Below are 23,729 nucleotides of genomic sequence, written 5' to 3'. Positions count from 1 at the left end.
ATGGGTCAAAAATGGCACTCGAAGAAAAAGTAAGAATTAACTCAATAAAATTTACAAATTTTAAAGCATTAAAACAATATTCTGTAAAATTACATAACACAAATATTTTGGTTGGCCCCAATAATGCAGGAAAGTCCACGATAATAAGTGCATTTAGAATTTTAGATGTCGCCTTAAAAAGAGCTAGAAGGTTAAAACCGCAAAGAATACAGCTACCAGATGGTTTCAATCATTTTGGGCACAGAATTCCGGAGCAATCAATTAACGTGTCTTTGGAGAATGTATCAACAAATTATAACAGTGATGATAGCCAAATAGAGTTCTCTCTTACAAATGGAAATGTACTATTTCTTACTTTTCCAAATAGTGGTGGATGTATTTTACATTGGGAATCTATGGGAGTTCAAATAACAACTATAAGTAAGTTTAAACTCGCATTCCCAATCTTTATTCAAGTTGTACCGGTATTAGGTCCATTGGAACATGAGGAACAATGGGTTTCTGAGGATACTGTCAAAATCTCTCTGAATACACATAGAGCTTCAAGACATTTTAGAAATTACTGGTATTTCTTCCCAAATGGTTGGGATAAATTCTCTCATATGGTCTCTTCAACTTGGCCTGGTATGAAATTAATACCGCCAGAACTTGATTTATCTAATCGTAAAATTAGCATGTTTGTCGAAGAATATAGGATCACTAGAGAAATATATTGGTCTGGCTTTGGCTTTCAAATATGGTGCCAACTACTTACTCACTTATCCAGAACCGAAGAAATTACCTTAGTTGTCATAGATGAACCAGAAATTTATTTACACCCTGATGTTCAACGCTCCTTGTTAAACATTTTAAGGGAATTAAATTCAGATGTACTTATAGCAACACATTCTGTGGAAATAATTGGAGAAGCGGATCCCGATGAAATTGTACTTATTAATAAAGAAAAAAGGAGTTCAACTCGTTTAAAAGATATAGAAGGCATACAACAAGCAATTGAAACTCTAGGATCAGCGCAAAACATAACTTTAACACATTTAGCTAGAACCAAAAAAATTGTATTTGTTGAAGGTGAAAATGACTATAAAATTATTAGGCGGTTTGCGCAAAAACTAAAATTTAATCAGTTAGCAGTTTCGAATGATTTGACAGCCCTTGCTTCAGGAGGATTTGCCTCATGGATTGACATTAAATCTTTTGCATGGGGCCTAGATACTATCAAAACACAAATGAAACTATTTTGTATTTATGACAAAGATTATTATTGTGATGAACAAATAGATTTCATTAAAGGTAAGCTTACTGCAAAGGTAAATTACGTTCATATACATTCGCGTAAAGAAATAGAGAATTATCTATTAAACATTAACGTATTAGAGCGTAGTTTAAAAAATCAAATTAATATTAAATCAAAACGAATACAAGAAGATATAAATGAAACCTTTAATTTAAAAGAATATATAGAACAAGTTACTGAGGATGATAAAGCAATGATACTTGGACAATACATTGCGAAAAGAATCGATTTTCATCAAAAACTTGGAAAAGATCCAGGTACCATTTGTCATGAGGCGATAAGATCTTTTGATTTATTATGGCAAAACATCGATACAAGAATGACCATAGTACCGGGTAAAATCCTTATTAGAAAAATTAGGGATAAAATACAAAAAGAATACGGTGTTAACTTGACTGACTATCAAATTATTGATGAATATAAGGAAGATGAAATCCCTACCGACCTAATTGATTTAATAAAAGAAATTGATGGTTTCCGTATTAACTAATTTTAGTATTTATTAATACTTGTATATCTCGCGTCACTGAAGAGTTATCTGCAGTGACGCAGAGAAATTCATCTTCTTTAGCCCACATATACTTAGCATCAAAACGGCATCTGTCCTGGCGCACCAAATAAGATAGGACAAAATATTCCCTGAAATGGTATTGCTCCCAGATCTGCACTTTGTTATTTTTAAATGAAGCATAACTGATGAATCGGTGAAAATCCGATGAAACGCTTAGGCGTCTTATGCTTAGCCGCTCTCATTCCCTAACCTTGTGGCTGGACGTACAGTCGGGAAACCCTTCAGGAACCTTTACCGTTCGGTAAGGGGAGTTCTTCGGAACTCTAAGTCATTTCATTTGACCATGGATTAGAGATAAAGCTCTGCTTTATCACTTTCGATTACTTTATTTTTTAAGGAGAAAATGCCACAAAAAAACTAGCAGTACTGGCGAGATCGTTTGCCTTATAACGATTGATTTGCCCCCCTCTTCGAGCTTTACGGCTTTGCCGGGTTTCAACAGAGAGTGAACCGCTCGACCAACACTAAACAATACACAGAGCAATTTATTTTTTAACACTTTTTTGCGGATAGGAAGATGCGTGCACAATCCTTAAGACAATTCGCTAATCGACAAATCAAACAGGATAGGCAAGGTAAATACCTGTATCGTAAGCACCGTGCCTATGTCATCCATAAGATGATTGATGACTTGTTTGTTATTCGGCAAATACCACCTTCATGGCAGGCTTTGCAATCTGAACAAGTTCACAAGCTGGTGCGTTACTGGAAAAAACAGAATATTAATCCAGTCACTATCATGCGATACATGACCATTATTCGTCGTTTTTTGCTGATGAACAATTGTCCTATTGCTAATATTGATAACCAATCCCTTGAACTCTCAAGACCTAAAACAAGAAAAAAGAGAAAGAAAACAATCTCTCCAGATATTTGGAAGTCACTTCATGATCCTATAGCCAGAGTAATCATGGGATTGCAAACAGAGTTTGGACTCACCTTCAAAGAGGCGATTCTGATTAAGCCACATATACAAGTCCGCGAATACTCTCTTTGGATAACCAGAGACATTGCTTTTAATTCCAGCGACCGTACCATCCCTGTGCGAACAGAAAACCAGAAAGCTGTACTCCATCTTTTTAACTGGCTCACTCAACAAGATGGTAACTTGCTCCAATTAAAATCTTATGAGGAAATCCGCATCATCTGGCGCAGTGCATTAGTAAAGCACCGTTTATCTAGTACCAAAAGCTGGCGATATTTGTATGCCAAACAAATGTATTCTTACCTGCTACCTGAATATGACAATTACAAAACTTGTTTGCTGATACGCGATGAGATGGGTGTAAAATCTCGGAATACACTTTGGTTATATCTTAAAGATTAAACATTTAACTGGGACAGTTGGGACATGAGGGACAGCCCGTAAATACTGGCTTGTGGCCGTCCCAAGATGTCCCAGCATTTCAAAATAATGGGACAAATAGTTCTGATTTATCGAAATAGGATTACTCTCCACCCCAGATTTTATCTGTAAACATGTATAGTCTGGGTGTTCCAACTCCCTTAATCCTTGGTTTATGAGAGGGCGATCCATCTGCTGCTGGCTTTAGCCAACCTTCATTCATTAATACACGGACTACCATTCTAGGCTCAAACCCCATGCATAGCTCTTTTTTAAAGACTTCCGTTAATACCATATACACGCGAAAACCTGCATCATCGGTAAGGTAAAATCCAGCACGATTTTGAATCCTCTCATTGTTTGGCGTTCTGATATTATCAAACCGACTGGCGCCATGAGATTCAAAAAAGGCTCTGACTTGAGCTAATATCGCTCTATCCTCCTTGTTACCCTCTATGCCAAAATGATCCAGCCATGCCCTATAACATTTGTAAGCTGCATAGGTAGACTCGCCTTCTTGCCAGCCTGTCAATCCATATTGGCTAGCCAATTCGCCAGCTACTGCAACCAAGGCAAACCGTCGGGCTACACGGATAATTTGTCCTGTTGAATCCGGTAAGACAGCACTATTCACAAACTCTTGCATCGCATCAGCAATGTTAGTTTCAATACCTGGTTGATTTGCCACCACCTTTTGCAGCCATGCCATACCAACTGCACCATAATACTTGCTGGAATATTCCTTTAAGGATAAGGCCATGGTAGCGGGGCTGAGTTGATTATGGATTTTTTCAAAAATCCCCTTATTTAAACCAGCATCAGTTTCAATATCTGCCAACCGTATCTCTTGACCCGCATTGGTTTTCTGTCCTGCTCTAGCCATCAAAGACATCAAGGATTCCTCTCCAGCAGATAGAAAGAACAATGACCATCTAGACGAGGGCTTCACTGTTCCATGGCGTGAAGCTCGCGTTTTACCTTGACCATTGGCTAGCAAGTAAGCCGCCTCCCCTGCTTCTTTAGGATCCATCTGACTTAATTCATCCAGAATTAATAAGCCATCGTTATGCAAAGCAGCTAATCCTTCAAGTCCATTCGTAGTACTCCGCCATAATCGGCAATATGCTTGAGGATTACCCCACACCGAAGCAGCTACTTTCAATGCGGTGCTTTTGCCACTAGAAGAAGCACCCCTGAAATGAAATCCACCTGAATCTTCACCAGCAATCTTTGCTAAAGCAGGAGCAAAAGCAGCGGCTATGGCGAAAACTAACCGAGAATTCCCAGAGGCGAGATGGCCTATTGATTCTCGCCAATCATCTACAGTACCGGATACAGACATAGCAGATTCAATCGCATGGCTATTTTGAAAAACAATTTTTTCAGAGGAGTGTCCAAAGATTTGTGCAGGAGTGACAAAGAGGTTTTCATGCCAACCCAATTTCTCGACACAACGAGCCCGATCTTCAACAGGGAACACCTGCAAATAAGTAGCCAGTAAATCCCGAGCAACTCTATGAGGTGAAATAGTTAAACCAAGGCTAGCCAATTCTCGTCTTACTTCAGAAGCGTCTCCTTGTAACAAGGCTAATGGCATTGCCCATTGATGAATGACTCCATCATCATCCTGCCATTCGAGTAATCGACCCCACTCCCCACTTTTAGCATCACGAGTTTTAGCCACCACATACAAAGGAGAACAAATCCACTTTGGCGCCATTGGATTGCCGTCTTTATCTTTTCCAAGAAATGACACGCCCTGCTCATTTAATTTAAAACAACCTCCAGCGTACTCACAAGTAATAGGACTATGATCGTTTTTGTTTTTTAACGTAATAATTTGATTTTGCAACATCACTGTTTCTCCGACAACGTCCAAGGAAGATAGAAACCCTATCCATCCGTGAACAATCTATTTCTTCTATGGGATTTATTCATTGACCAGTGAAAGCAGTTCACCTCGGTCACCAGTAGAGCGATAGATTTTCTGTTGTTGGAGAAAAGACAACACGTCACTTTTTCGATACAAAACCTTACGGCCTATTTTAAGGTAGGGAACGCCCTTTCCTTCCCAACGATTGCGCTCCAAAAGTTGAGTGGAACAATCTAAAACAGCAGCCAAAGTGTGTTGATTAAACAACGCAGAAGTTGGTGCAGATTCGAATTCGTTTAACAGTTGTAAACGAGATAGTTTTTTATTCATATGGAACCTCATCAAATGATTATTCATTCAGCTTAATGCCGACGGTATGCGTCCTGCTCGATGAATATCAGTTGACTGTCCGGCCGGATAATAGTCGTGATATTTCATTTTCCGTTACTTTTACAGAACCGTGGATCCGCAAAAGTTTACTGCTCGAGATAAGTATTGCTTGGAATTTAAAAGACCGTCAAGCCTTTTAAAGCCTGGTGATCTGATTGTTATTAAATGATATTGTTTGTTATTAAAAAAATTTTATTGGCAGAATCTGTCCCATTTGTCCCAAGTGAACATTTTGAATTGGGACACCTAAAATCCTAGGTTTATGCAGTTGTCCCCACTGTCCCAATTGTCCCCATTTTTAGATAACGGTTTACATTTTAATTTAAACAGACCACACTTGATTGTTCAGCGCATAACACCTAGGAACTTTATCTTTTGGAATTCTAGGTTCACAGTTAAGTGTTCCTGTTTATTTTTGTATTAAGATATGAGTACATTTTATCTTGCGAAATGACTTAATAATTAGCATTTCTAACTATAACTTACCATAAACATCAATAACTAAGCTAACCTCCATATCCAACCAAATAAACCTTATATGTAAATAATTTTATTTGATTATGTTAATTTTATAAATTTTCCACCCACCAGAAAAAGAAATTATCAACTAAATTAACTATATTTTTAATATATCAGCGTAGTTGTTCCATTTAGTAAATGTAAAAAGTGGCTTGATAGGAGAAAATTCCTTGGAAATTATATACAACACTAAATATCAGAGAGATGATATATTCAGAAAGATAAAATACCAAAAAATCTTTAGTGAAGTTGATGAAGAGATAAAAAAATATATATCTAAACGAATCTCTTTCCCAAATATTTCTATTGATGATTATAACTATCAAATAGTTACTGATTATTTGCTAAACCTTAGAAAATTATTAGAAGAAAAATGCAAGCAAGTATCAAATATTTTTACTTATTATGAATGGCTCTATCATATTAGACGTATCCCCGATATTTTCTTTTCAGGCAGACTCAAAACAACGTATGATTATGATATTTCTCTAGCGCTTTATGTAGCCTCATTTTCAAAAAATAAAATGGGTAAACAAACTACTACTAAATTTATAAAAACCCAAGTATTTTCTTTTACAGAAAAAAAGGCGAAATATATAGTCAGGTATATTTATCATATTAAGCTTTTATCAGATATTGATGCCTTAATTAGACGAACATCAAAAGGAGTTAAATTAATAAAATCCCAAGATAATTGGCTGCCAGTTAAAGTACAAGATGAGTATTTAGAAGAAAGTATCTCTATTTTAGATAAGAGAATGGAAGGTGAGGTTGGTAGCATTTCAAGTGTTTATTCAAGAACAGGAATTTCTCCTCATGAGCCAATGAATTTTAATACTCAATATAGCGGCATACCCCAAATTTGTATGGTCAGCGATAACGAAATTTCCAAACTTCCTCGTACTTTTTCAAGTAAGGAAACGATTAATATTAGCCCTAGTTATTTGATTTATTTCCAAGAATATGAAAATTTGAGTAATTATTTAAGAAGTATAAATAATAGTCATGTGTTTGATCTCCGTTCTATAAACATAATCTCTATTTTTTTATTTCTTTCTACACTTTTTATTGTTTTTGAAAATCTCTCCATAGTTTCTTTTTATCAAGTAGGATATTTGTTGTTTAACAAAACCAAGTTTGAAAATTTCGTTAGGGATTATTTTAATGAAGCAAGAAAATATGTAGAGAAAATATTTTTCCAAAAAATTGACTTTGATTGTAATGTAGTACTTTCTGAAATGAAAAAAAGATCTGTTTCTAGCAATCCATTTTATGCCCCTGGATATTTTGAGATAGGTCGTGATGATCAGTTATGTATTGATCTCTGCACATGCTCTTTAATGCTAAATATTAAACTTGAACATAAAGTGATAGATGGTCCAATAGCAAATTTACGTGCTCTAAATTTTGAGAAATCACTTCAAAATTTAATAGATTTAAGTTCATTTAGACCTGATCAATATATAAGATCTTTAGTTGAGCAAAAATCACTCAATGTAAATTCGAAGGCAAAGACTGACATTGATGCGGCATTTATTTATGAAGGTATCTTAATCTTAATTTCTGCAAAAAGTTATATTTATAATTCAGAATATGATAAAGGAAATTATACTTATATAAGAAATATTAAAAGTAATATTGAAAAAAATATACATGAGTGGAGGGAAAAAATTGAATTTTTAAATAAAAATTTGGTAGGAGATAATTACGATTTATCTGACTATGGGGAAGTTCAAGGAATATTATGTACTCCATCTTTATTTTTTCTAGGGGCCGATTTTTATAAATCTAAAATAAAATGTGGATTAAATGAATATCAGTCTTCAATAGAATTATATAATTTAATCTATAAACATTAATTGGCTATGTGTAGTATTTTCTGACCTTTTGATCAATTTTCATGACTTTATCTAAATTACGCAGAATTACCGAAAGTCCATAAAACAAGCTAAGAAAGCATTACAAAGTGTGCCACAACCTGATAGAGCTAGACGGAGAACATTGTATTACTACCAGATGATCCAATCTTGGATATAAAGAAATTAAAAGGCGAACCTTATTTTCACCTGCGTGTTGACTCATGGCGAATTATTTTTCGACAGGGATGGTGAAGTGAGAATTATCTCTATTGAGAAAATTAAACCCCGTGGAGGTGCTTATAAATGAATTTACAAACAATTAAATCTCTTGATGGCAAAGTCGAATATGTTTTATTGCCTGTTGCTACTTATAATGCTTTACCTCAACAAATTACTGAGTAATTAAAACATGCCAAGAAGATTATGAGATCTTTAATCCTGCTGATTACATTGATAATCCAGTTGCATTAGCTCGTATTCAAGCTGGGTGAACTCAAGAAGAATTAGCTACTCTAATGGGCGTCACTCAAGCCTACATTAGTAAAATTGAAAATCAAGAGAAAGTTACAACTAAAATGCTAACTAAAGTCAAACAGGCTTTATCCAATTGACATGATCAAATAATCCCGTATTACGGCTGCGCCTAATACGGGCTACGCTTACTACTTCGCTAAAAAGGAATTTCATCATTTTCAATTTCGTTATATCGCTCAATGGAATCTAAACGAGAATGCAAGTTATTAATAATAATATTTTTTCTCTCTCTTGAACATGAGTCTAATAAATTTAAAAATGATTTTAATACACCAACTTGAAAATAAGAGTTTCTATTATAATAATAATTCCCATCTAAGAAGCAGCCGATTAGGGCTGAAATATTAGGAATACTTTCTTCTAAAAGAACTCTTTTATATAAATCTTCTAGTCTTGTACAAATACGATCGGCATCAGTAAAATAATTGGTATCTTTAGCAATTTTATTAACAGCTCGAGATAACGCATCCGCAAAATCAATATAAATAGCTTTTTCTCCAGCATCGAAATCTATTTCTAATTTACCTTGTGAAATTCCAGCATTAATAGTTAAAAATGAAGCCTCTCTTTTATGAGGACTCTTCTCTAACATCTTATGAAGAAAGGAGTTGTACTTAAAATGCTGTATCTGCTCATTATCAAGAATTGCTTCAAATAGCTTCGCGACAAAATAAATTTCTGTTTGAAAATTATATAACCCATTGAGTAATTCATCAGGGGGTTCATATCTCCAGTTTAAACTTATGCTTTTATCAAAATCACCAGGAGATTGAATTCTTTTTCCAAACCCCAAATCAATTATTTTTACAATTCCTTCATCAGTAACCATAATATTTTGTGGACGTATGTCGCGATGCAAAATTTTATTTTGTTCAAGATATGAGAATCCCAATATTACTTGCGAGAAAATTTCATTTATCTTTTCTGGGTACTCATTCAGAAATTGATCTATTGATTTACCATTTATAAACTCCATTAGGATAAAACCAGTAGTTTGTTCTGGATAAATATAATAATTAAAAATTCTTACTATATTTGGATGATATACTAAATATAATAATTTTATTTCCAACAAAAAATTTTGAAAATATTGTTTCTGATCAATACCAACAAGTGGGCTATATTTTTTACATACAAATTGCTCTCCAATTACATCATCATATAACAATACCGTCTTTCCACAAGCACCTTGTCCTAGCTCCTTTATTAATACATAGTTTTTTTGTCTAGTAAATGTAATTACTTCAGAATCCATAATGCTTAAATTAATCAATGTTTGATAAAAATTAAGACATTTTACATGCATATAAAACGGTTTCCAAAGTATTATTAAATCATCCAACAAATTTTACTATGAAAATGTTTTTTGAACCTGCGACACAGCTGCGACACAAAAAATTAAAACTTTATTAACTTCATGTAATCCATTGATTCTACAATGCCGTTGCGCGGAATCGAACCGCGGACCTATTGATTACGAAACTTTATTATACCGATATCAAACAATATCATTTAATTTCAAAAATAGCAAAAAACCCTTTATTTATAAGAAATAATTGAGTTTTAGCAATTCAATTAGTATCATTTGATAATATACCTATACATAAATTTTGGTACCAAAAATGGTACCAAAATAAAAAGGACTGTGTAGATGAAATTTATCGATAGCTATATTAAAAATCTCGCGCCAGAGACCACCTGGTTTGAAAAAATAGAATCTTCTGGATTAGGTATTAGAGTAATGCCAAGTGGTAATAAATCTTGGTTTTACCGTTTTAGTATGAATGGTAAACGTCAAAAAATGACCTTAGGAAAATATCCAGCTATTAGTCTAAAACAGGCTCGTGAATATCTTGCTAAAGCGCAAAGTTTAAAAGAGCAAGGTATAAATCCTATAGAAAATACCAAGCTAGAAAAATTAAAAGAAGACAATACCTTTTCAAAATTAATACAGTCTTGGTACGAAAATTATGCCGTTAAAAATAGAAAGCAACCACGCCCTATCAAATATCAGATTGACTCAGAAATAATTCCTCTACTAGGCGATACTGTACTTGATAAGTTACAAACCAAAGATATTACAATCGCCCTTGACAAAATAGTACAACGAGGAGCGCCAATTCATGCGAATCGCATTCTCAGCACTATTAAACAAGTTCTAAACTATGCAGTGAGTCGTGGTTATATTCAATATAATCCAGCTACCAATATACGATCACGTGATATCGGTGGTATTGAAAAGCCCAGGGAGCGGGTACTATCGCCCGAAGAAATAAGAATAATATGGAAATTCCTTGAAAGCGATAAAAGCCAAATGTCTGAATCAGCCAGGTTAGCAATTAAAGTTATTATACTTACTGGTGTTAGAACAGGTGAAATCCGACTGGCACAATGGCATCAATTTGATTTTGAGCAATCTTTATGGACTATTCCTCCCGAGCATTCAAAAGGAGGAATAACTGTAAAAATACACTTGAGTGAACTTACAAAAAAATTACTACTTCAGTTTAAAGAACAATCTGTCTCCCCTTTTGTAATTCCAGGCATAACAATCGATGTTCCTATGTCCAAAGATGCCCTACCACGTGCAATTAAAAGAATCCAGACTCGGGTAGGAGTTCCTGAATGGACTGCTCATGATTTGAGGAGAACCTTTGCCACACAATTGGGTGAGTCACTTAATATTGATCCCGTGGTGATAGAAAAATGTCTTGGCCACAAAATGCCCCGTATTATGGCTACTTATAATAAAAATGAGATGCTACCCCAACGCAAAGAAGCATTGGACGCCTGGGCAAGCCATATTGCAAAATTAATCTCATCAAAGGATTGAAAAAGTCATATGAACTGCTCTATAATTAACTTAACACAACCGCCACGCCTAGAGGACATTAGTCCTTGCGTAACCTTGGCGGTTTTTTTATGCGTATTGCTATGAATAGTCCTCTCATTAAATATCTAAAGCCAGCCCTAAGTTTTCAAGCTCAACTTGAAAAACTTCAAGCAAAAGGTCTTATTATAAATAATTGGTCTTCAGCACTGCAAAGTCTTTCAAATACCAACTATTATCGGCTTAGTGCCTACTGCTTGCCTTTTAAACGTTCCGACACATCATCAGGAAATATCACCGAACAATTTCAAGATAATGTTACATTTGAAAATGTCATAGATCTCTATGAATTTGATCGTAAACTAAGATTGTTAGTAATGGATGGATTAGAGCGAATTGAAATTTCAGTAAGAACCAGTATTGCTTATCACCTTGCTCATAGTTATGGACCATTTGCTTTGTCGAATCCTCAAAATTTCCATCAGCAATTTGAACATAATACCTGGTTAGCACAAATTAATAACGAGATAGAGCGTTCCAGAGAGTACTTTATTGAGCATTATAAAAATAAATATCTGGGCTATCCTAACTTACCAATATGGATGGCAATAGAGGTTTTATCCTTTGGTGCATTGTCGGTCTTATTTAAAGGGCTTAAAAATGAAGACAAAAGGATAATTGCTGAAGGTTATAAGTTACATCCAAAAACTTTAGCCAATTGGCTATACTTTCTAACTTATGTAAGAAATATATGTGCTCATCATAGCCGCCTTTGGAATAAAGATTTAGCCATTAAACCCAAAATTGATGCGATTAATGAACTTTGGCTACCTCCCATTACACCAAGAAATGATCGCTCATATATTATCTTGTTGATCATCAGAAAATTACTAACCACTGCGGGTAATGGCATAGATTGGGCAATATCATCCGAGAAACTTATTCAGCCTATTATTGAAAAATATGATTGGGCGCATGAAAGCATGGGAATTCCAAGGAGCTGGTTAGATCATCCATTGTGGAAAGAAGTTCAATAGCCCACATAATATGGGCTATTATGCTAAGATAATCGCATGTTTTGTTGAATCCAATGATTAACTGTCTCAGAGTGCCATGCCAGTGTTGTGCCATTTAGTTTAACTGGTTGTGGAAATTTTCCGCTAGTCCACCAACGCCTTAATGTCAAACGGTTACGACCAAGAAGCTCCTCTAAATCAGTAATAAACAAAATCTGTTTTGGCATTTTATTATCAGAAAACTGCATCTTAAAGCCTCCTAATGCATGTCAGCTGGAAAAAACTTCTCAGCTTTCTGCTCTCGTTTAATTTCCATATCGATAAATACAATGAATAATTTCAGCAAATTTAGCTCTACACTTCTATTTTGAGGCAATCGGTTATGGTGAAAAATCAATTGCAAATATGCAATTGGTGAGTTAGATAAGTTAGCAATTCGCTGCAACGGATAGTTAGTTGCATCTAGCAAATACTGGATAATCCCCTTGTAAATACCTACTTTATTATTATGGGACATGAAAAATACTCCTGTAAATCATGTGTACTAAAGTCCAATTCACGTCAAATTAACATTTAGCATCATTTGACGAAACTTATATTAAAACAATATTAATTTTATTATCAATATGTGTTTTAAAGAAATTTATATTAAGATACGATATGATATTGAATGATATCGTTTTATATGATAATTTTTTTATGACGTTCGATTACAAGGATAATTTTATGAGTAAGGGACCCTATCAATCGTTTGCTAACCGCTTGATTAACGCCCTCAAAGATAGAGGATATACGGCCTCTCGCTCGCCAAATGGGATCTGTATTAAAACCCTGGCTGAGTTTACTGGTGCCTCTGAACAAATCTGCCGCCGTTATATACGAGGAGATGCTTTACCAGACTATGAAAAAGTCAAACAACTGGCTTTCCATCTTCAAGTAAACCCAGGCTGGTTACTATTTGGGGAAGACGAAAATGCAACAACTAAGAAGAATGAAGTCGATGAAAAATTGCTTCATTACATCTTGAAACAAAGCCATCATTTATACCCTATCTCTCAGGGAAGTAATGACGATTACGCCGATTTTGTGTTAGGATTGATCAAAGAAGTCAAAGCAATTGACACTTCGGAAAATAATTTACTAAAAATCATTGACTTGGCCATTGGTTCAATTTCTTCTTATGAAGAAAAGAGAAAAAAGCACAGTCATGCAGTTTAAAAAACTTGTAGATATGGATGTAACAGCTGTGGAAGTAAAGCTTCACCCCAAAGCCAAGGAATTTCTGTTTGAACACTTTGTCACAATACGCAGGGTGTTTTCAGATGTACTAGGGCAAGTAGAAACTGACTATGCTTCTATTGCCCTTATTAACCAGGCAGGACAGATCTTTTTCATATCCTCGAACCCAGCCATAGAGCAAAATTTAATTGAGCAAAGTCTCTGGCTATTTGACGGTTGCTATCAACCAGAATTCCTCAGCCAGGATCAACCGAAATTATGGAGCGAACTACCACATATAGGCTGCACAGAATCAATTGTAAAATACAAACAAATAAAACCTAGACTTATAACAGGTATCTCCATCCCCACTGAATATGATTCTTATAAAGCTATCTTTTCATTTGGATTAAAACGGATAAATCCATATATCCAGAACAAAAGCTCGATTCATTGCGAAAAACTGTTAGCCATGGGCAAATTTGCGTTAAGGCGAATTCAAGAGTATTTAATTTTCCCTGACAAACAGCCCTGCATGACGACAAAACCCAAACTGACATTAATCATCAACAATCAGGTGCCCCATGAACACACTCCTTGATAAAAACAACCCTATTTTAAGACAAACCGCTGATCCAATTTCTGAATCAGAATTTGGTAGCAGTTGGTTAAAAGAGCTTATTAAGACTATGTTTGGCATAATGGCTGACAAGGGGGCTGTAGGCGTAGCTGCCCCCCAAATTGGCATCAGCAAACGAGTTATTGTATTTGGTACTGATTACACCAAAAGGAGAAAACCAGAATACCCAATTCCTGATACAGCCTTAATTAATCCTTCATTAAAAATCCTATCTCAAGAAATTCAAACTGGCTACGAGGGTTGCCTTAATTGTGGTGAATTAATGGGTGAAGTTCCAAGAGCCATGGAAATTGAATATTCAGGGTTTGACATAGATGGAAATAGAATTACCAAAAAAGCTTCCGGTTTAGAAGCCCGCATTCTTCAACATGAAATTGATCACCTGGATGGATTTTTATTTTTAGACCGAGTGGAAGATCAAGATTCACTAACCACTCTATCGGCAATGCAAAGTAAAGGATAATCGCATGAAGCACCAAACCCGAATCATTCTGGCAGGTACACTGGGTAATTTAATTGAATCCTTTGACATGGCTATTTGTGGCCTACTCTCAGTTTACATTGCCAAATACCTGATTGGTGATGTCTCCAAGGGTTTGTTTCTCGTCTTTCTTACTTTCTTTGCTGGATACCTAGCCAGACCTATTGGGGCTATGATAATGGGCTTACTATCCGATATCTATGGCAGAAAAATTATCCTTGCAGGTTCTATCCTAACAATGGGCATATCAACAACCCTTATCGGGTTTATCCCCCCTCACAGTACTATAGGTACATTTTCTGCTATTACCTTATTAGTGTTAAGAATTATTCAGAGCTTCTCCTGCGGTGCAGAATATTTAAACTCCTCTGCTTACCTAGTTGAGAATGCCGAAGCCTCAAAAAAGGGCTACTCAGGAAGCTGGGCATCCTTTGGCGCTATGTCAGGGATGCTGATAGCGTCTTTAGTTGTATTGATTGTTACTTATTTTACCAGTCACTATCCTGAACAGGACTGGATGATCTGGCGTGTTCCTTTTGTGCTTGCGCTTTTAGGATCTTCGATTGGTTTATACATCCGTTTATGTATCCCCGAGAGTATGGAATACATCGTATACTATGCAGACAGACCAAAGCCTAAATTTAAGAGTTTACTTTCTGAATCGGTAACCTATATCAAAAACAATAAAATACAATCCCTTTATGTGTTTATTTTGAGTTGTTTGGGTGTAACAACTACATTTCAAATTTACATTTATGGTCCTATGCAAGCTCGTTTATATGGTAATTTTCAAAACCATGAAATTATCATTTCCAACATCATTTCTTTAATGGTACTTCTAGGAGTATTTCCTCTGATTGGGAATCTATCTGATAAAATTAGTAGAGAAAAAATCGTAGTTGCAGCAAGTATAGGATTTCTAGTTCTATCTCAACCTTTTTTCAACTTCTTATCGCACAAAATATTTTATCAGTTAATTTTGAGTCAAGCTTTAATTGCTATTCCAGCAGGAGCATATTATGCAACAGTACCAGTAATGTTAGCTGAAATGTTCCCGATTAAATTACGTTGTAGTGTTTTATCAATACTATATTCCATTGCAGCAAGTTTATCCGCTGGCCTCGCTCCATTACTTTCTATGATACTTGTAAAAAAAACCGGCGTTGCATCGTCACCATCAATTTTAGTTTTTACGCTAATAGCAACAATGTTTATAATAATAATTTACAGAACCATAAAACCTGAAAAGAGATGCTCTTTAACGACACTTAAAGGCTAAAATAATAACATCGCATGGCAATGTGCTTCGGATAAAAGTACCGCTCAGATTACTTAATGATAGTGTTGCAAAAATATTCCCAATAAATGAGGCAGATTCTAACTTTTAGGTGTATCAATTTTAACCTAAATGAATTTTCAGAAATTTAAACGGCTTATATCTAGAACCTAGATAGAAAATAACAACTCAGACTGTAAAGGTGTTAATCTCTGAAATGACGAGCTGTGCTTATCCCATTACAATTAAATAAGCATTACAAAATCGTGAACGAAAATATTATTATGTTTAAATAATTTCTCATTGAAATAATCAAATCGTTATTTTCAGCATAGGGGGATAAATACTAACTCGTATGATAATGAAAGAGGAACCGCCTCACAGCTAATCCTGTCTAACCAGAGCCTGCAGGCGCTCTTGAGCTTGCAAGTGACCTTGCGCAGCAGCCTTTCGGAGCCACTTTATTGCTTCCATACTATTTTGAGGAAGACTCACTCCATCATGATAAAGTGCAGCAAGCACATATTGAGCTTGGGGCAATCCTTGACTAGCAGCTAAATGAAACCATTTCAGAGCTTTTGTGTGATTTCGAATCACCCCTTTGCCGTTAAGAAAGCCCATACCTATATTATATTGAGCCACAGCATCTCCTTGTTTCGCGGCCAGACGAAACCATTTCATCGCTTGAAAATCATCCTGTTGAACATTGCTCCCCGTTGCGTACATTAATCCAAGTGTTCGTTGAGCCATGAGATCGCCATGTTTGCCTGCTTTACGAAACCACTTAACTGCTTCCGTATCATTTTGCCGAACCCCCTTGCCTGTGACATACATAACTGCAAGATTATATTGGGCTATGGCATCTTCTTTCTCAGCTGCCTTGTGAAGCCATTTAAAAGCTTCGACATAATTTTGTTGCCCATTTTCAGCAGTGGAATATAGGATGCCAAGACTACGTTCAGCCTCTGGAAATCCTTGTGCGGCTGCTTTATGAATCCACTTGATTGCTTCCCTATCGTTTTGCTGAGTACCCATACCTTTTTGATACATGACACCAAGATTTAATTGTGACACGGCATCATTTTGAAGAGCGGCTTTACGAAACCATTGCATAGCCTTGCCATTATCCTGAGGGACCCCTTTGCCTGCAGCATACATCAAGCCAAGGTTGCGCTGGGCCATGGCTTCGCCTTGTTTCGCTGCCTTGCAAAACCATTTTACAGCTTCAGAGTCATTTTGTGCTACTCTTTTGCCAATCACATAATCTACACCACGATTATTCCAGGCTGATGGGCTTTTATACCCTATTATCACATTTTCTATGGGCTCTTTAATGACATTCACTATCCCAGAATAACTTCCCACACCAATAATAATTGCGGCTAAAACTAAGATGACAAGACGTAAACGCATACTAAACTAATCCTTGTTAGAGTCGTTAATAAAAACTAAAATGAGTCTCCAACCTCATAATAAGTTATTCTGTTGACTGAGCTCTATTATGACAAAAAGGAATTATGCTATTAAAGATTGGGCATGTAAAAATTTTATGACAAAATAGTAAAAATAGATGAGCAAGAATAAGAATAGGAATCCCATGAACGATATCACGTCATTTAAAATAAAAAAAATAGTCCTTCTTAAAATTATTTTTGCGGTAATTTTTTCGTGCACGACACTTAATGCCTGCGCCGGCACGCAATCCTATCACATCAAATACCACAAGGACTCCAAAATAAACAATGTGCCCTTATCCAATACTGAAGTATTAATAGAGTTCCACCGTGCTGGCAATTCCCTGGGAAGACTCCTGACAAAAACGAATGAGACTCAAGACATCACCATCGACAACACTTATGGGAGCAATTTGGTTATTCATGTGCTATTCATCGAGAAAGAGGGAAAAAGAATACGATGTTGGGGGGTATCTGCTGCTAAAACAAATACCATTGAGATTCAATGTGATAAAGTGGTTTCATTGAAAAAAACAAAGGGAAACACTGGAGAGTCCACTGATTCAATCCATTAAATCACTAAGAGCTCTCTGGTTAACAAGTATTGACAAAAAGAACAACGTGGCATGACACTATGTAACCTGCTTGATTATAAGGAAATAAACAAAATGACTAATAAAATTCGTGGTAAAGTCAAATGGTTTAATAAAGACAAGGGATTTGGTTTTATTGAAAGCAGTGGCAAGGATTACTTTGTCCACTTTAGCTCGATTCAAAGTAACGGCTTTAAAACGCTTCCCGATGGGGCAACCGTTCTTTTTAAAATGGGAAAAGGACAGAAAGGACCTCAGGCCGAGGAAGTAGAGGTTATCAAAAATGACCACCATTAGGTCTAGGCAAGACCGTTCTGATGAACAATAACACTTATTTTTACTGCATGAAACCATCAAGGAGGAAAGAAGTGGACCAACGAGTTGCTTTAGTCACAGGGGGCACTGGTGGTATTGGTACCGCCATATGCCAGGCAATGCAAAAGTTAGATTATCAAGTCATTGCCTGCTATTTTAAACAGGGCAATCATGATTTGGCGAAAGAATGGCAGAAAAAACAAGCCATGCAAGGCTTTGATATCGACATTGTCTACGCTGATATTTCTTCCTTCAATGATTGTGAGAAAGTGACCGAATTGGTCATCGAAAAATACGGCAAAATCGATATTCTAGTGAATAATGCCGGCATGACGAACGATGCCACTTTGAAAAAAATGACTCAAGAACAATGGCAGGATGTCATCAATGCCAATTTGAATAGTGTCTTTAATATGACGAAAACCGTGTTATCCAATATGTTGGATAATAGTTATGGACGTATTATCACCATTTCTTCTGTGAATGGACGCAAAGGTCAATTTGGCCAGTGTAATTACGCGGCCACTAAATCTGCATTATACGGTTTTACCAAAAGTCTGGCGCAAGAAGTGGCAAAGAAAGGCATTACAGTGAATACCGTCTCTCCTGGCTATATTAATACTGAAATGCTCGCTTCTCTAAGGGACGATATTTTAGAAGCGATTGTGGCCCAAATTCCTGTGGGACGATTAGGAAAACCCCAAGAAATTGCTCGTGTTGTTGCCTTCCTTGCAGAGGAGCAAAGCGGTTTTATTACCGGTGCCAATTTTGATATTAATGGTGGGCAATACATGTAACTCACGCAAAGGCGTTCTATTTCTGAAGCACATAAGTTCCTGGTGCCGCTTGCAGTGAGGGATTCATGACCGGTGGCGCAATGCGTTTTTTAGTGTTTTGCTGAACTAACCACGCATGCCATGCTTGCCACCAGGAGCCCTCTCGCTTCTCTGCCATCGTAAGCCAGCTTTCAGGATTTAAGTAAGCCTCGCCTTGTTTATGCTCATGGACACGATAAGAACGTCCTGGGTGACCCGGCTCACTGATGATGCCTGCATTATGCCCATCACCAGTGAGAACAAAGGTCACATCTCCTTCGGTCATAAGATGGATTTTATAGACCGATTGCCAGGGCGCTACATGGTCTTTTTCAGTGCTCACAGCAAAAACAGGCAATTCGATGTTCTCAGCGGCCACCGGCTTTCCTTCCACGGTATAACGCCCTTCGGAAAAATCATTCCTTAAGAAGAGTTTTTCAAGGTATTCACTGTGCATTTTGTAAGGCATCCGTGTGGCATCCGCATTCCAAGCGGTTAAATCAATCATCCCTCGCCGCATTCCATGCATGTAATCTTGGACCATTTTGGACCAAATTAAGTCATAAGCACGCAACATCTGAAAAGAACCCGCCATTTGCTTGGTATCCAGATACCCTTGTTCCTTCATCATACTTTTAAGAAAATCCACTTGACTTTCAGTCACAAAAAGCATTAATTCCCCAGCCTCAGTAAAATCCCCTTGGGCTGCCAAGAGCGTCAAGCTGTTTAAACGTTCGTCCTTGTCTCTTACCATCGCAGCTGCGGTAATCATGGCCAAGGTGCCCCCTAAACAATACCCCATCAGATTGATTTTAGTTTCTGGCAAAAGGGTCGACACCGCATCAAATGCAGCCATAGCTCCTTGCCGATAATAATCATCCATCCCCAAATCCTGGTCCTCTTTGTCAGGATTGCGCCAAGAAATGATAAATACGGTGTGCCCCTGACTTACGAGCCACTTCACTAAGGAGTTGTCTGGTGATAAATCGAGAATATAATATTTCATAATCCAGGCTGGTAAGATAAGTATCGGCTCTTTATAGACTGTTTTCGTTTGGGCCTCATATTGAATGAGCTCAATTAAATGATTTTGAAAGACCACCCGCCCTGGAGTAATAGCCACTTGTTTCCCGGGGATAAAATGTTCAGAACCTGTAGGTGGTGCACCGGTTAGCTTTTCTAACCAGTCTTCAAATGCGATTTGGCTGCCTTGGATGAGATTAAGTCCCCCAGTATGCATGGCTTCATGGAATAAATCAGGATTAGACCAAACAAAATTGGAGGGGGATAGGGCATCAAGGGATTGACGTGCCCAGACGAAACGGTACGCTCCACCTGGTTGGGCAATCCTGGTACGTCCGTTGTGGCACGTCGCCACCAATCCTCCATCTGCAAAAATCCTTCAGCGAATAAACGCCAAGGCATGGGCTGCCAACTGTCTTTTTTAAAACGCACGTCTTTACCATCCGCAGCACGTTCAACACAAACGATATTATTAATGCAATCCTTGGCATGAAAAACCGGATAAAAAGCAAGTTCCCACAAAACCCCAGGGGATTGGGACAATTGCCAAAGCCAGGTGGAATAAGAAGATCCGATGGCAGCAGGACTTATTCCTGCCGTCCATTTAGCCAGGTTGGCTTGCGCTAATCGAGTAAAAAACGGAAAGAAGCTTTCGGAAATACTCATATCAGCAGGTGCACAACAAGAGAAATCTACCCCTTCTTGCAATTCTTGGTCCTGAGTGAGTATCCTTTCCTTAGGACAACATTGTTTTTCTAATCTCTTCATGGCCACGACATCCCTGGCATTAAGCCCTATAATCAACAAGATATAATACAGCATAGCACAAGAATGAACCCATCAGTTCCGTTTAAAGAGTCACCGGTTAAAGAGTCTCTCTTCAGAAATAGACAGGCTAAATAGTCACCCCTTACTATCTCTTTAGCCAAACAGCACTTCTGTTTTTTTCAAGAAATCTTATCTCATCGATTTTGGCCAATAAGGTGTGGGCTTGTTAACTTACTTTATCCATTTTGGCTAAATTGCTTTTTTGTAGCTCAATTGGATTATTTCTTGAAAGTAATGAAACAACGCAAAACTACAGTGTGGTAATGGTTAACACTCAATATTTCTAAACGATGCTATATTATATAAATGATTTATAAAATGAGGTGGGTTGTTTTTATCTTGATTCAGCTTTCATTTTATTTCATTGCAAGAAGCATGGATATGCCAAAGCAGAGACTTATTAAAGCAGTTATTGGGATAATGAGCGCGATACTTTTGTTGACCTCTTGCACCCCAACAACAGCGACCAATAATTCACACAGTGTTTCTCATACTTATGAAGGACACAACACGGGAGGAATAGGTTGGCATTAACCTGCACAGGTATGTTTTTTGCTTTTCATACCCTATTCATGAAGTGCTATGATAGGATGTTCAGTCCAAACAATTTATTGAAAAAATAATAAGGAGATTCATTATGTTAAAACGGAATGTATTGATTTTATTGGCCGCCTGCAGTTTGGTTGCTACACCACTCTTTGCAGAAGACATGTCTTCTGGTTCTCAAATGAATAATACGAATAGCATGGGAATGCAAAGCTCTAATCAGCAGTCAACCCAACTGCAAGACGAAATGAAACAAATGCAAGAAGCACTAAAACAAATGCAGGAGATGCATGATAAGCTTATGAATGCAAAAACAACGGAAGAAAAGAAATCGTTGATGCAAACACAAATGCCCATGATGGAAGAAGGCATGCATGCGATGCAAAAAGGCATGAAGATGATGAAAAGTATGCAGGATGATGCAGCTAAACAACCCGAAACGATGGAGCAGCGTACGAAAATGATGCAAATGATGATGCAAATGATGCAGATGATGATGGATAGACAAATGATGGGATGCCCCATGATGAAAAACCAATAAATGTTCTATAAGAGGCCTATGCTAGGGCACTTAAACCAATCACCAGGGCTCTATGAGATTTCTATGAGCCCTATTATAGGTCAGTAGCTCATTAAGATTGTCCCCATTCAGGACCTACCTATTTCGTCGAACTCTATTTAAAGGCGTGGCTTGATGTATCATGTGGCAAAGTGACCTATGTAGAAGCTGATTAATGAGATCTCACACAGTGTTTGTTTTTTAGATACTTTCAGGCGAGCTGTTATTAATTAGCATTTTGCTATCTGTTTTCAAACTCTGTTATATTAAAATTCCATAAAGTGATGTAAAAATAGAGAGAATAGGACGACACCTAATTCATGGGTCATGAATTCAATTGGAAAATGATGGATAAAAACACGGCTGTTGCTCAAACTCATGGAACTCCCATCGGCAGGATAATCGAAATCAATGGCCCTGTTGTCCGGATACATTGTAATGTACTACCTCCTTTGCATCAATCTCTTAAAACTTACACGGACAGTGATGAATACATTTTGGAAGTGTGTCAGCACCTTGATGAGCATCATGTGAGAGCCATCACGCTCCACCGTGCCTCAGGATTGCAAAGAGGTTTAATAGTTTATGACCAAGGCACTTCGTTACGAATTCCCGTTTCAAAAGAATGCTTGGGCCGCCTTTTAAATATTTTTGGTGAGCCATTAGACGGAGCCCCGCCATTAGAAACCCATGAATATCGTGATGTTCTGGCCAACTTCGCGCCACTTGAAATGACGAGCACTCAAGAAACCATTCTTGAGACTGGAATTAAAGTCATTGATTTACTTTGCCCTTTCGTCAGAGGATGTAAAACAGGATTGTTTGGTGGTGCAGGAGTTGGAAAAACCGTACTCCTGATGGAATTGATGCATGCCATTATTCAATTGCATCAAGGAACCTCCGTCTTTGCTGGTGTTGGTGAGCGTATTCGGGAGGGACATGAATTGTGGCATGAGATGAAATCCGCAGGCGTAATGGATAAAACCCTCATGGTGTTTGGTCAAATGGACGAATCACCGGGAGTGCGTTTTCGCACAGGGTTATCGGCATTAACTTATGCGGAATATTTGCGTGATACGTTGGGCCATGAGGTTCTTTTTCTTGTGGATAATATTTATCGTTTTGTGCAAGCCGGCAGTGAAATTTCGGGGTTACTTGGCCGAATGCCGGCTAGTGTCGGTTATCAACCCACCTTAATGACTGAGATAGCGGAACTTGAAGAGCGCATGACATCGACTGCAAAAGGAGCAGTGACCTCGGTACAAGCGGTTTATGTTCCGGCTGATGATATGAGCGATCCGGCGGTGACCGGGATTATTACTCATTTGGATTCCATCATAGTACTCTCTCGCGCACAAGCAGGCAAAGGCATTTATCCCGCCGTGGATCCCTTAGCTTCCAAGAGTCAATTTATGGATAAAATCCTATTGGGCGAGCGACATTATTCCATTGCACAAGCCGTACGAGAACACCTGGAACGTTATCAAGAATTAGAAGACATGATTTCTATGATGGGGATTGAAGAGCTTTCTCCTAAAGACCGTGCTATTGTGTTAAGAGCACGTAAACTGCAGCGCTATCTTAGCCAACCCTTCCATGTCACCAAACTTCAAACAGGAATGGAAGGGAAATCGGTTTCATTAGAACACACATTAACTGATTGCGAATCCTTTCTAAGAGGCGATTACGATGAATTTTCAGAAGAAGCGTGTTACATGAGGGGTGCCATGGATAAAGGGAGATAACGACG

The 23,729-nt window shown here is 37.3% G+C and carries 22 protein-coding genes and 1 pseudogene; 16 read left to right on the top strand and 7 right to left on the bottom strand.

All coding sequences use genetic code 11. The features are described from left to right. The first annotated feature begins 11 nt into the window (after positions 1-11). Both ACZ5EK_RS05610 and ACZ5EK_RS05605 read left to right on the top strand, forming a co-directional pair. A complete protein-coding gene (locus ACZ5EK_RS05610; RefSeq protein WP_464431784.1) occupies positions 12-1,784 on the top strand; it encodes an ATP-dependent nuclease in 1,773 nt (590 codons plus the stop codon). Positions 1,785-2,382: 598 nt separating this feature from the next. After that, complete coding sequence (locus ACZ5EK_RS05605) at positions 2,383-3,192, top strand: integrase (RefSeq protein ID WP_464431783.1); 810 nt, start codon at positions 2,383-2,385, stop codon at positions 3,190-3,192. Positions 3,193-3,313: 121 nt separating this feature from the next. On the opposite strand, the gene ACZ5EK_RS05600 is transcribed toward ACZ5EK_RS05605, so the two are convergent. Then, complete coding sequence (locus ACZ5EK_RS05600) at positions 3,314-5,065, bottom strand: DUF927 domain-containing protein (protein ID WP_464431782.1); 1,752 nt, start codon at positions 5,063-5,065, stop codon at positions 3,314-3,316. A gap of 75 nt (positions 5,066-5,140) precedes the next feature. Next, positions 5,141-5,413: a MerR family transcriptional regulator gene (locus ACZ5EK_RS05595; protein WP_058478976.1), complete on the bottom strand. Its 273-nt coding sequence runs from the start codon at positions 5,411-5,413 to the stop codon at positions 5,141-5,143. A gap of 749 nt (positions 5,414-6,162) precedes the next feature. Here ACZ5EK_RS05595 and ACZ5EK_RS05590 point away from each other — a divergent pair. Next, complete coding sequence (locus ACZ5EK_RS05590) at positions 6,163-7,851, top strand: hypothetical protein (RefSeq protein ID WP_464431779.1); 1,689 nt, start codon at positions 6,163-6,165, stop codon at positions 7,849-7,851. Positions 7,852-8,366: 515 nt separating this feature from the next. Continuing rightward, positions 8,367-8,462 (top strand): hypothetical protein, encoded by a 96-nt coding sequence (locus tag ACZ5EK_RS05585; protein ID WP_464431778.1) that lies wholly within the window; start codon positions 8,367-8,369, stop codon positions 8,460-8,462. 59 nt (positions 8,463-8,521) lie between these two features. On the opposite strand, the gene ACZ5EK_RS05580 is transcribed toward ACZ5EK_RS05585, so the two are convergent. Then, positions 8,522-9,691, bottom strand: a complete 1,170-nt coding sequence (locus ACZ5EK_RS05580) for a protein kinase family protein (RefSeq protein WP_464431777.1) — start codon at positions 9,689-9,691, stop codon at positions 8,522-8,524. Between the two features lie 345 nt (positions 9,692-10,036). Between ACZ5EK_RS05580 and ACZ5EK_RS05575 the strand changes: the two genes are divergently transcribed. Together ACZ5EK_RS05575 and ACZ5EK_RS05570 are read left to right on the top strand one after the other, a co-directional pair. Beyond that, positions 10,037-11,218 (top strand): tyrosine-type recombinase/integrase, encoded by a 1,182-nt coding sequence (locus ACZ5EK_RS05575; protein ID WP_011946163.1) that lies wholly within the window; start codon positions 10,037-10,039, stop codon positions 11,216-11,218. 101 nt (positions 11,219-11,319) lie between these two features. Further along, positions 11,320-12,252, top strand: a complete 933-nt coding sequence (locus tag ACZ5EK_RS05570; protein ID WP_228370626.1) for an Abi family protein — start codon at positions 11,320-11,322, stop codon at positions 12,250-12,252. A gap of 23 nt (positions 12,253-12,275) precedes the next feature. Here the strand turns inward: ACZ5EK_RS05570 and ACZ5EK_RS05565 are convergent, their stop codons facing one another. Then, on the bottom strand, positions 12,276-12,479 hold the full coding sequence (locus tag ACZ5EK_RS05565) for a helix-turn-helix transcriptional regulator (protein WP_010946803.1): 204 nt from the start codon (positions 12,477-12,479) through the stop codon (positions 12,276-12,278). Positions 12,480-12,490: 11 nt separating this feature from the next. Continuing rightward, a complete protein-coding gene (locus ACZ5EK_RS05560; protein ID WP_011946161.1) occupies positions 12,491-12,748 on the bottom strand; it encodes a hypothetical protein in 258 nt (85 codons plus the stop codon). Between the two features lie 209 nt (positions 12,749-12,957). Between ACZ5EK_RS05560 and ACZ5EK_RS05555 the strand changes: the two genes are divergently transcribed. From ACZ5EK_RS05555 to ACZ5EK_RS05540, 4 genes are read left to right on the top strand one after another with little or no spacing between them, the layout of a single operon-like run. Beyond that, complete coding sequence (locus ACZ5EK_RS05555) at positions 12,958-13,449, top strand: helix-turn-helix domain-containing protein (RefSeq protein ID WP_011946160.1); 492 nt, start codon at positions 12,958-12,960, stop codon at positions 13,447-13,449. Beyond that, positions 13,439-14,050, top strand: coding sequence for a hypothetical protein (locus ACZ5EK_RS05550; protein ID WP_011946159.1), 612 nt, complete (start codon positions 13,439-13,441; stop codon positions 14,048-14,050). The genes ACZ5EK_RS05555 and ACZ5EK_RS05550 overlap by 11 nt, the downstream gene beginning before the upstream one ends. Continuing rightward, the gene (gene def / locus ACZ5EK_RS05545) at positions 14,034-14,552 is read left to right on the top strand and encodes a peptide deformylase (RefSeq protein ID WP_010946799.1); all 519 of its coding nucleotides are present in this window, start codon (positions 14,034-14,036) and stop codon (positions 14,550-14,552) included. The genes ACZ5EK_RS05550 and def overlap by 17 nt, the downstream gene beginning before the upstream one ends. 4 nt (positions 14,553-14,556) lie before the next feature. After that, entirely contained in the window at positions 14,557-15,849 is a 1,293-nt protein-coding gene (locus ACZ5EK_RS05540) for an MFS transporter (RefSeq protein ID WP_010946798.1), read from the top strand. A 381-nt stretch (positions 15,850-16,230) separates the two neighbouring features. Here the strand turns inward: ACZ5EK_RS05540 and ACZ5EK_RS05535 are convergent, their stop codons facing one another. Beyond that, positions 16,231-17,259, bottom strand: coding sequence for a tetratricopeptide repeat protein (locus ACZ5EK_RS05535; RefSeq protein WP_010946797.1), 1,029 nt, complete (start codon positions 17,257-17,259; stop codon positions 16,231-16,233). 184 nt (positions 17,260-17,443) lie between these two features. Here ACZ5EK_RS05535 and ACZ5EK_RS05530 point away from each other — a divergent pair, with 184 nt between their 5' ends. The 3 genes from ACZ5EK_RS05530 to phbB all read left to right on the top strand — a co-directional run bounded on the left by ACZ5EK_RS05530 (position 17,444) and on the right by phbB (position 19,005). Next, positions 17,444-17,875 carry a hypothetical protein gene (locus ACZ5EK_RS05530; protein ID WP_011946158.1) on the top strand — a complete coding sequence of 144 codons (432 nt, stop codon included), beginning with the start codon at positions 17,444-17,446 and terminating at the stop codon, positions 17,873-17,875. 93 nt (positions 17,876-17,968) lie between these two features. Further along, the gene (locus ACZ5EK_RS05525; protein WP_011946157.1) at positions 17,969-18,190 is read left to right on the top strand and encodes a cold-shock protein; all 222 of its coding nucleotides are present in this window, start codon (positions 17,969-17,971) and stop codon (positions 18,188-18,190) included. Between the two features lie 71 nt (positions 18,191-18,261). Further along, positions 18,262-19,005 carry an acetoacetyl-CoA reductase gene (phbB, locus tag ACZ5EK_RS05520; protein WP_011946156.1) on the top strand — a complete coding sequence of 248 codons (744 nt, stop codon included), beginning with the start codon at positions 18,262-18,264 and terminating at the stop codon, positions 19,003-19,005. A gap of 16 nt (positions 19,006-19,021) precedes the next feature. Here phbB and ACZ5EK_RS05515 read toward each other — a convergent pair. After that, a pseudogene (locus ACZ5EK_RS05515) lies at positions 19,022-20,814 on the bottom strand (PHA/PHB synthase family protein). 378 nt (positions 20,815-21,192) lie between these two features. Between ACZ5EK_RS05515 and ACZ5EK_RS05510 the strand changes: the two are divergent. The 3 genes from ACZ5EK_RS05510 (at position 21,193) to atpD (ending at position 23,724) form a co-directional block, all read left to right on the top strand. Beyond that, positions 21,193-21,408, top strand: a complete 216-nt coding sequence (locus tag ACZ5EK_RS05510) for a hypothetical protein (RefSeq protein WP_011946154.1) — start codon at positions 21,193-21,195, stop codon at positions 21,406-21,408. Positions 21,409-21,511: 103 nt separating this feature from the next. After that, positions 21,512-21,961 carry a hypothetical protein gene (locus ACZ5EK_RS05505; RefSeq protein ID WP_011946153.1) on the top strand — a complete coding sequence of 150 codons (450 nt, stop codon included), beginning with the start codon at positions 21,512-21,514 and terminating at the stop codon, positions 21,959-21,961. A 338-nt stretch (positions 21,962-22,299) separates the two neighbouring features. Continuing rightward, positions 22,300-23,724 carry a F0F1 ATP synthase subunit beta gene (gene atpD / locus ACZ5EK_RS05500; protein WP_011946152.1) on the top strand — a complete coding sequence of 475 codons (1,425 nt, stop codon included), beginning with the start codon at positions 22,300-22,302 and terminating at the stop codon, positions 23,722-23,724. Positions 23,725-23,729: the final 5 nt, after the last annotated feature.

It is taken from the genome of Legionella sp. JM-2024 (assembly GCF_055389095.1).
The sequence above is the reverse complement of the archived record's forward strand: the minus strand, read 5'-3'. Positions and strand labels throughout refer to the sequence as shown.

Excerpts from the sequence above, each read along its gene's own strand:
- ACZ5EK_RS05610 (WP_464431784.1), top strand. The coding sequence starts at position 12 with ATGGCACTCGAAGAAAAAGTAAGAATTAACTCAATAAAATTTACAAAT.
- ACZ5EK_RS05605 (WP_464431783.1), top strand. The coding sequence starts at position 2,383 with ATGCGTGCACAATCCTTAAGACAATTCGCTAATCGACAAATCAAACAG.
- ACZ5EK_RS05600 (WP_464431782.1), bottom strand. The coding sequence starts at position 5,065 with ATGTTGCAAAATCAAATTATTACGTTAAAAAACAAAAACGATCATAGT.
- ACZ5EK_RS05595 (WP_058478976.1), bottom strand. The coding sequence starts at position 5,413 with ATGAATAAAAAACTATCTCGTTTACAACTGTTAAACGAATTCGAATCT.
- ACZ5EK_RS05585 (WP_464431778.1), top strand. The coding sequence starts at position 8,367 with ATGGGCGTCACTCAAGCCTACATTAGTAAAATTGAAAATCAAGAGAAA.
- ACZ5EK_RS05580 (WP_464431777.1), bottom strand. The coding sequence starts at position 9,691 with ATGCATGTAAAATGTCTTAATTTTTATCAAACATTGATTAATTTAAGC.
- ACZ5EK_RS05575 (WP_011946163.1), top strand. The coding sequence starts at position 10,037 with ATGAAATTTATCGATAGCTATATTAAAAATCTCGCGCCAGAGACCACC.
- ACZ5EK_RS05570 (WP_228370626.1), top strand. The coding sequence starts at position 11,320 with ATGAATAGTCCTCTCATTAAATATCTAAAGCCAGCCCTAAGTTTTCAA.
- ACZ5EK_RS05565 (WP_010946803.1), bottom strand. The coding sequence starts at position 12,479 with ATGCAGTTTTCTGATAATAAAATGCCAAAACAGATTTTGTTTATTACT.
- ACZ5EK_RS05560 (WP_011946161.1), bottom strand. The coding sequence starts at position 12,748 with ATGTCCCATAATAATAAAGTAGGTATTTACAAGGGGATTATCCAGTAT.
- ACZ5EK_RS05555 (WP_011946160.1), top strand. The coding sequence starts at position 12,958 with ATGAGTAAGGGACCCTATCAATCGTTTGCTAACCGCTTGATTAACGCC.
- ACZ5EK_RS05550 (WP_011946159.1), top strand. The coding sequence starts at position 13,439 with ATGCAGTTTAAAAAACTTGTAGATATGGATGTAACAGCTGTGGAAGTA.
- def (WP_010946799.1), top strand. The coding sequence starts at position 14,034 with ATGAACACACTCCTTGATAAAAACAACCCTATTTTAAGACAAACCGCT.
- ACZ5EK_RS05540 (WP_010946798.1), top strand. The coding sequence starts at position 14,557 with ATGAAGCACCAAACCCGAATCATTCTGGCAGGTACACTGGGTAATTTA.
- ACZ5EK_RS05535 (WP_010946797.1), bottom strand. The coding sequence starts at position 17,259 with ATGCGTTTACGTCTTGTCATCTTAGTTTTAGCCGCAATTATTATTGGT.
- ACZ5EK_RS05530 (WP_011946158.1), top strand. The coding sequence starts at position 17,444 with ATGAACGATATCACGTCATTTAAAATAAAAAAAATAGTCCTTCTTAAA.
- ACZ5EK_RS05525 (WP_011946157.1), top strand. The coding sequence starts at position 17,969 with ATGACTAATAAAATTCGTGGTAAAGTCAAATGGTTTAATAAAGACAAG.
- ACZ5EK_RS05510 (WP_011946154.1), top strand. The coding sequence starts at position 21,193 with ATGAGGTGGGTTGTTTTTATCTTGATTCAGCTTTCATTTTATTTCATT.
- ACZ5EK_RS05505 (WP_011946153.1), top strand. The coding sequence starts at position 21,512 with ATGTTAAAACGGAATGTATTGATTTTATTGGCCGCCTGCAGTTTGGTT.
- atpD (WP_011946152.1), top strand. The coding sequence starts at position 22,300 with ATGGGTCATGAATTCAATTGGAAAATGATGGATAAAAACACGGCTGTT.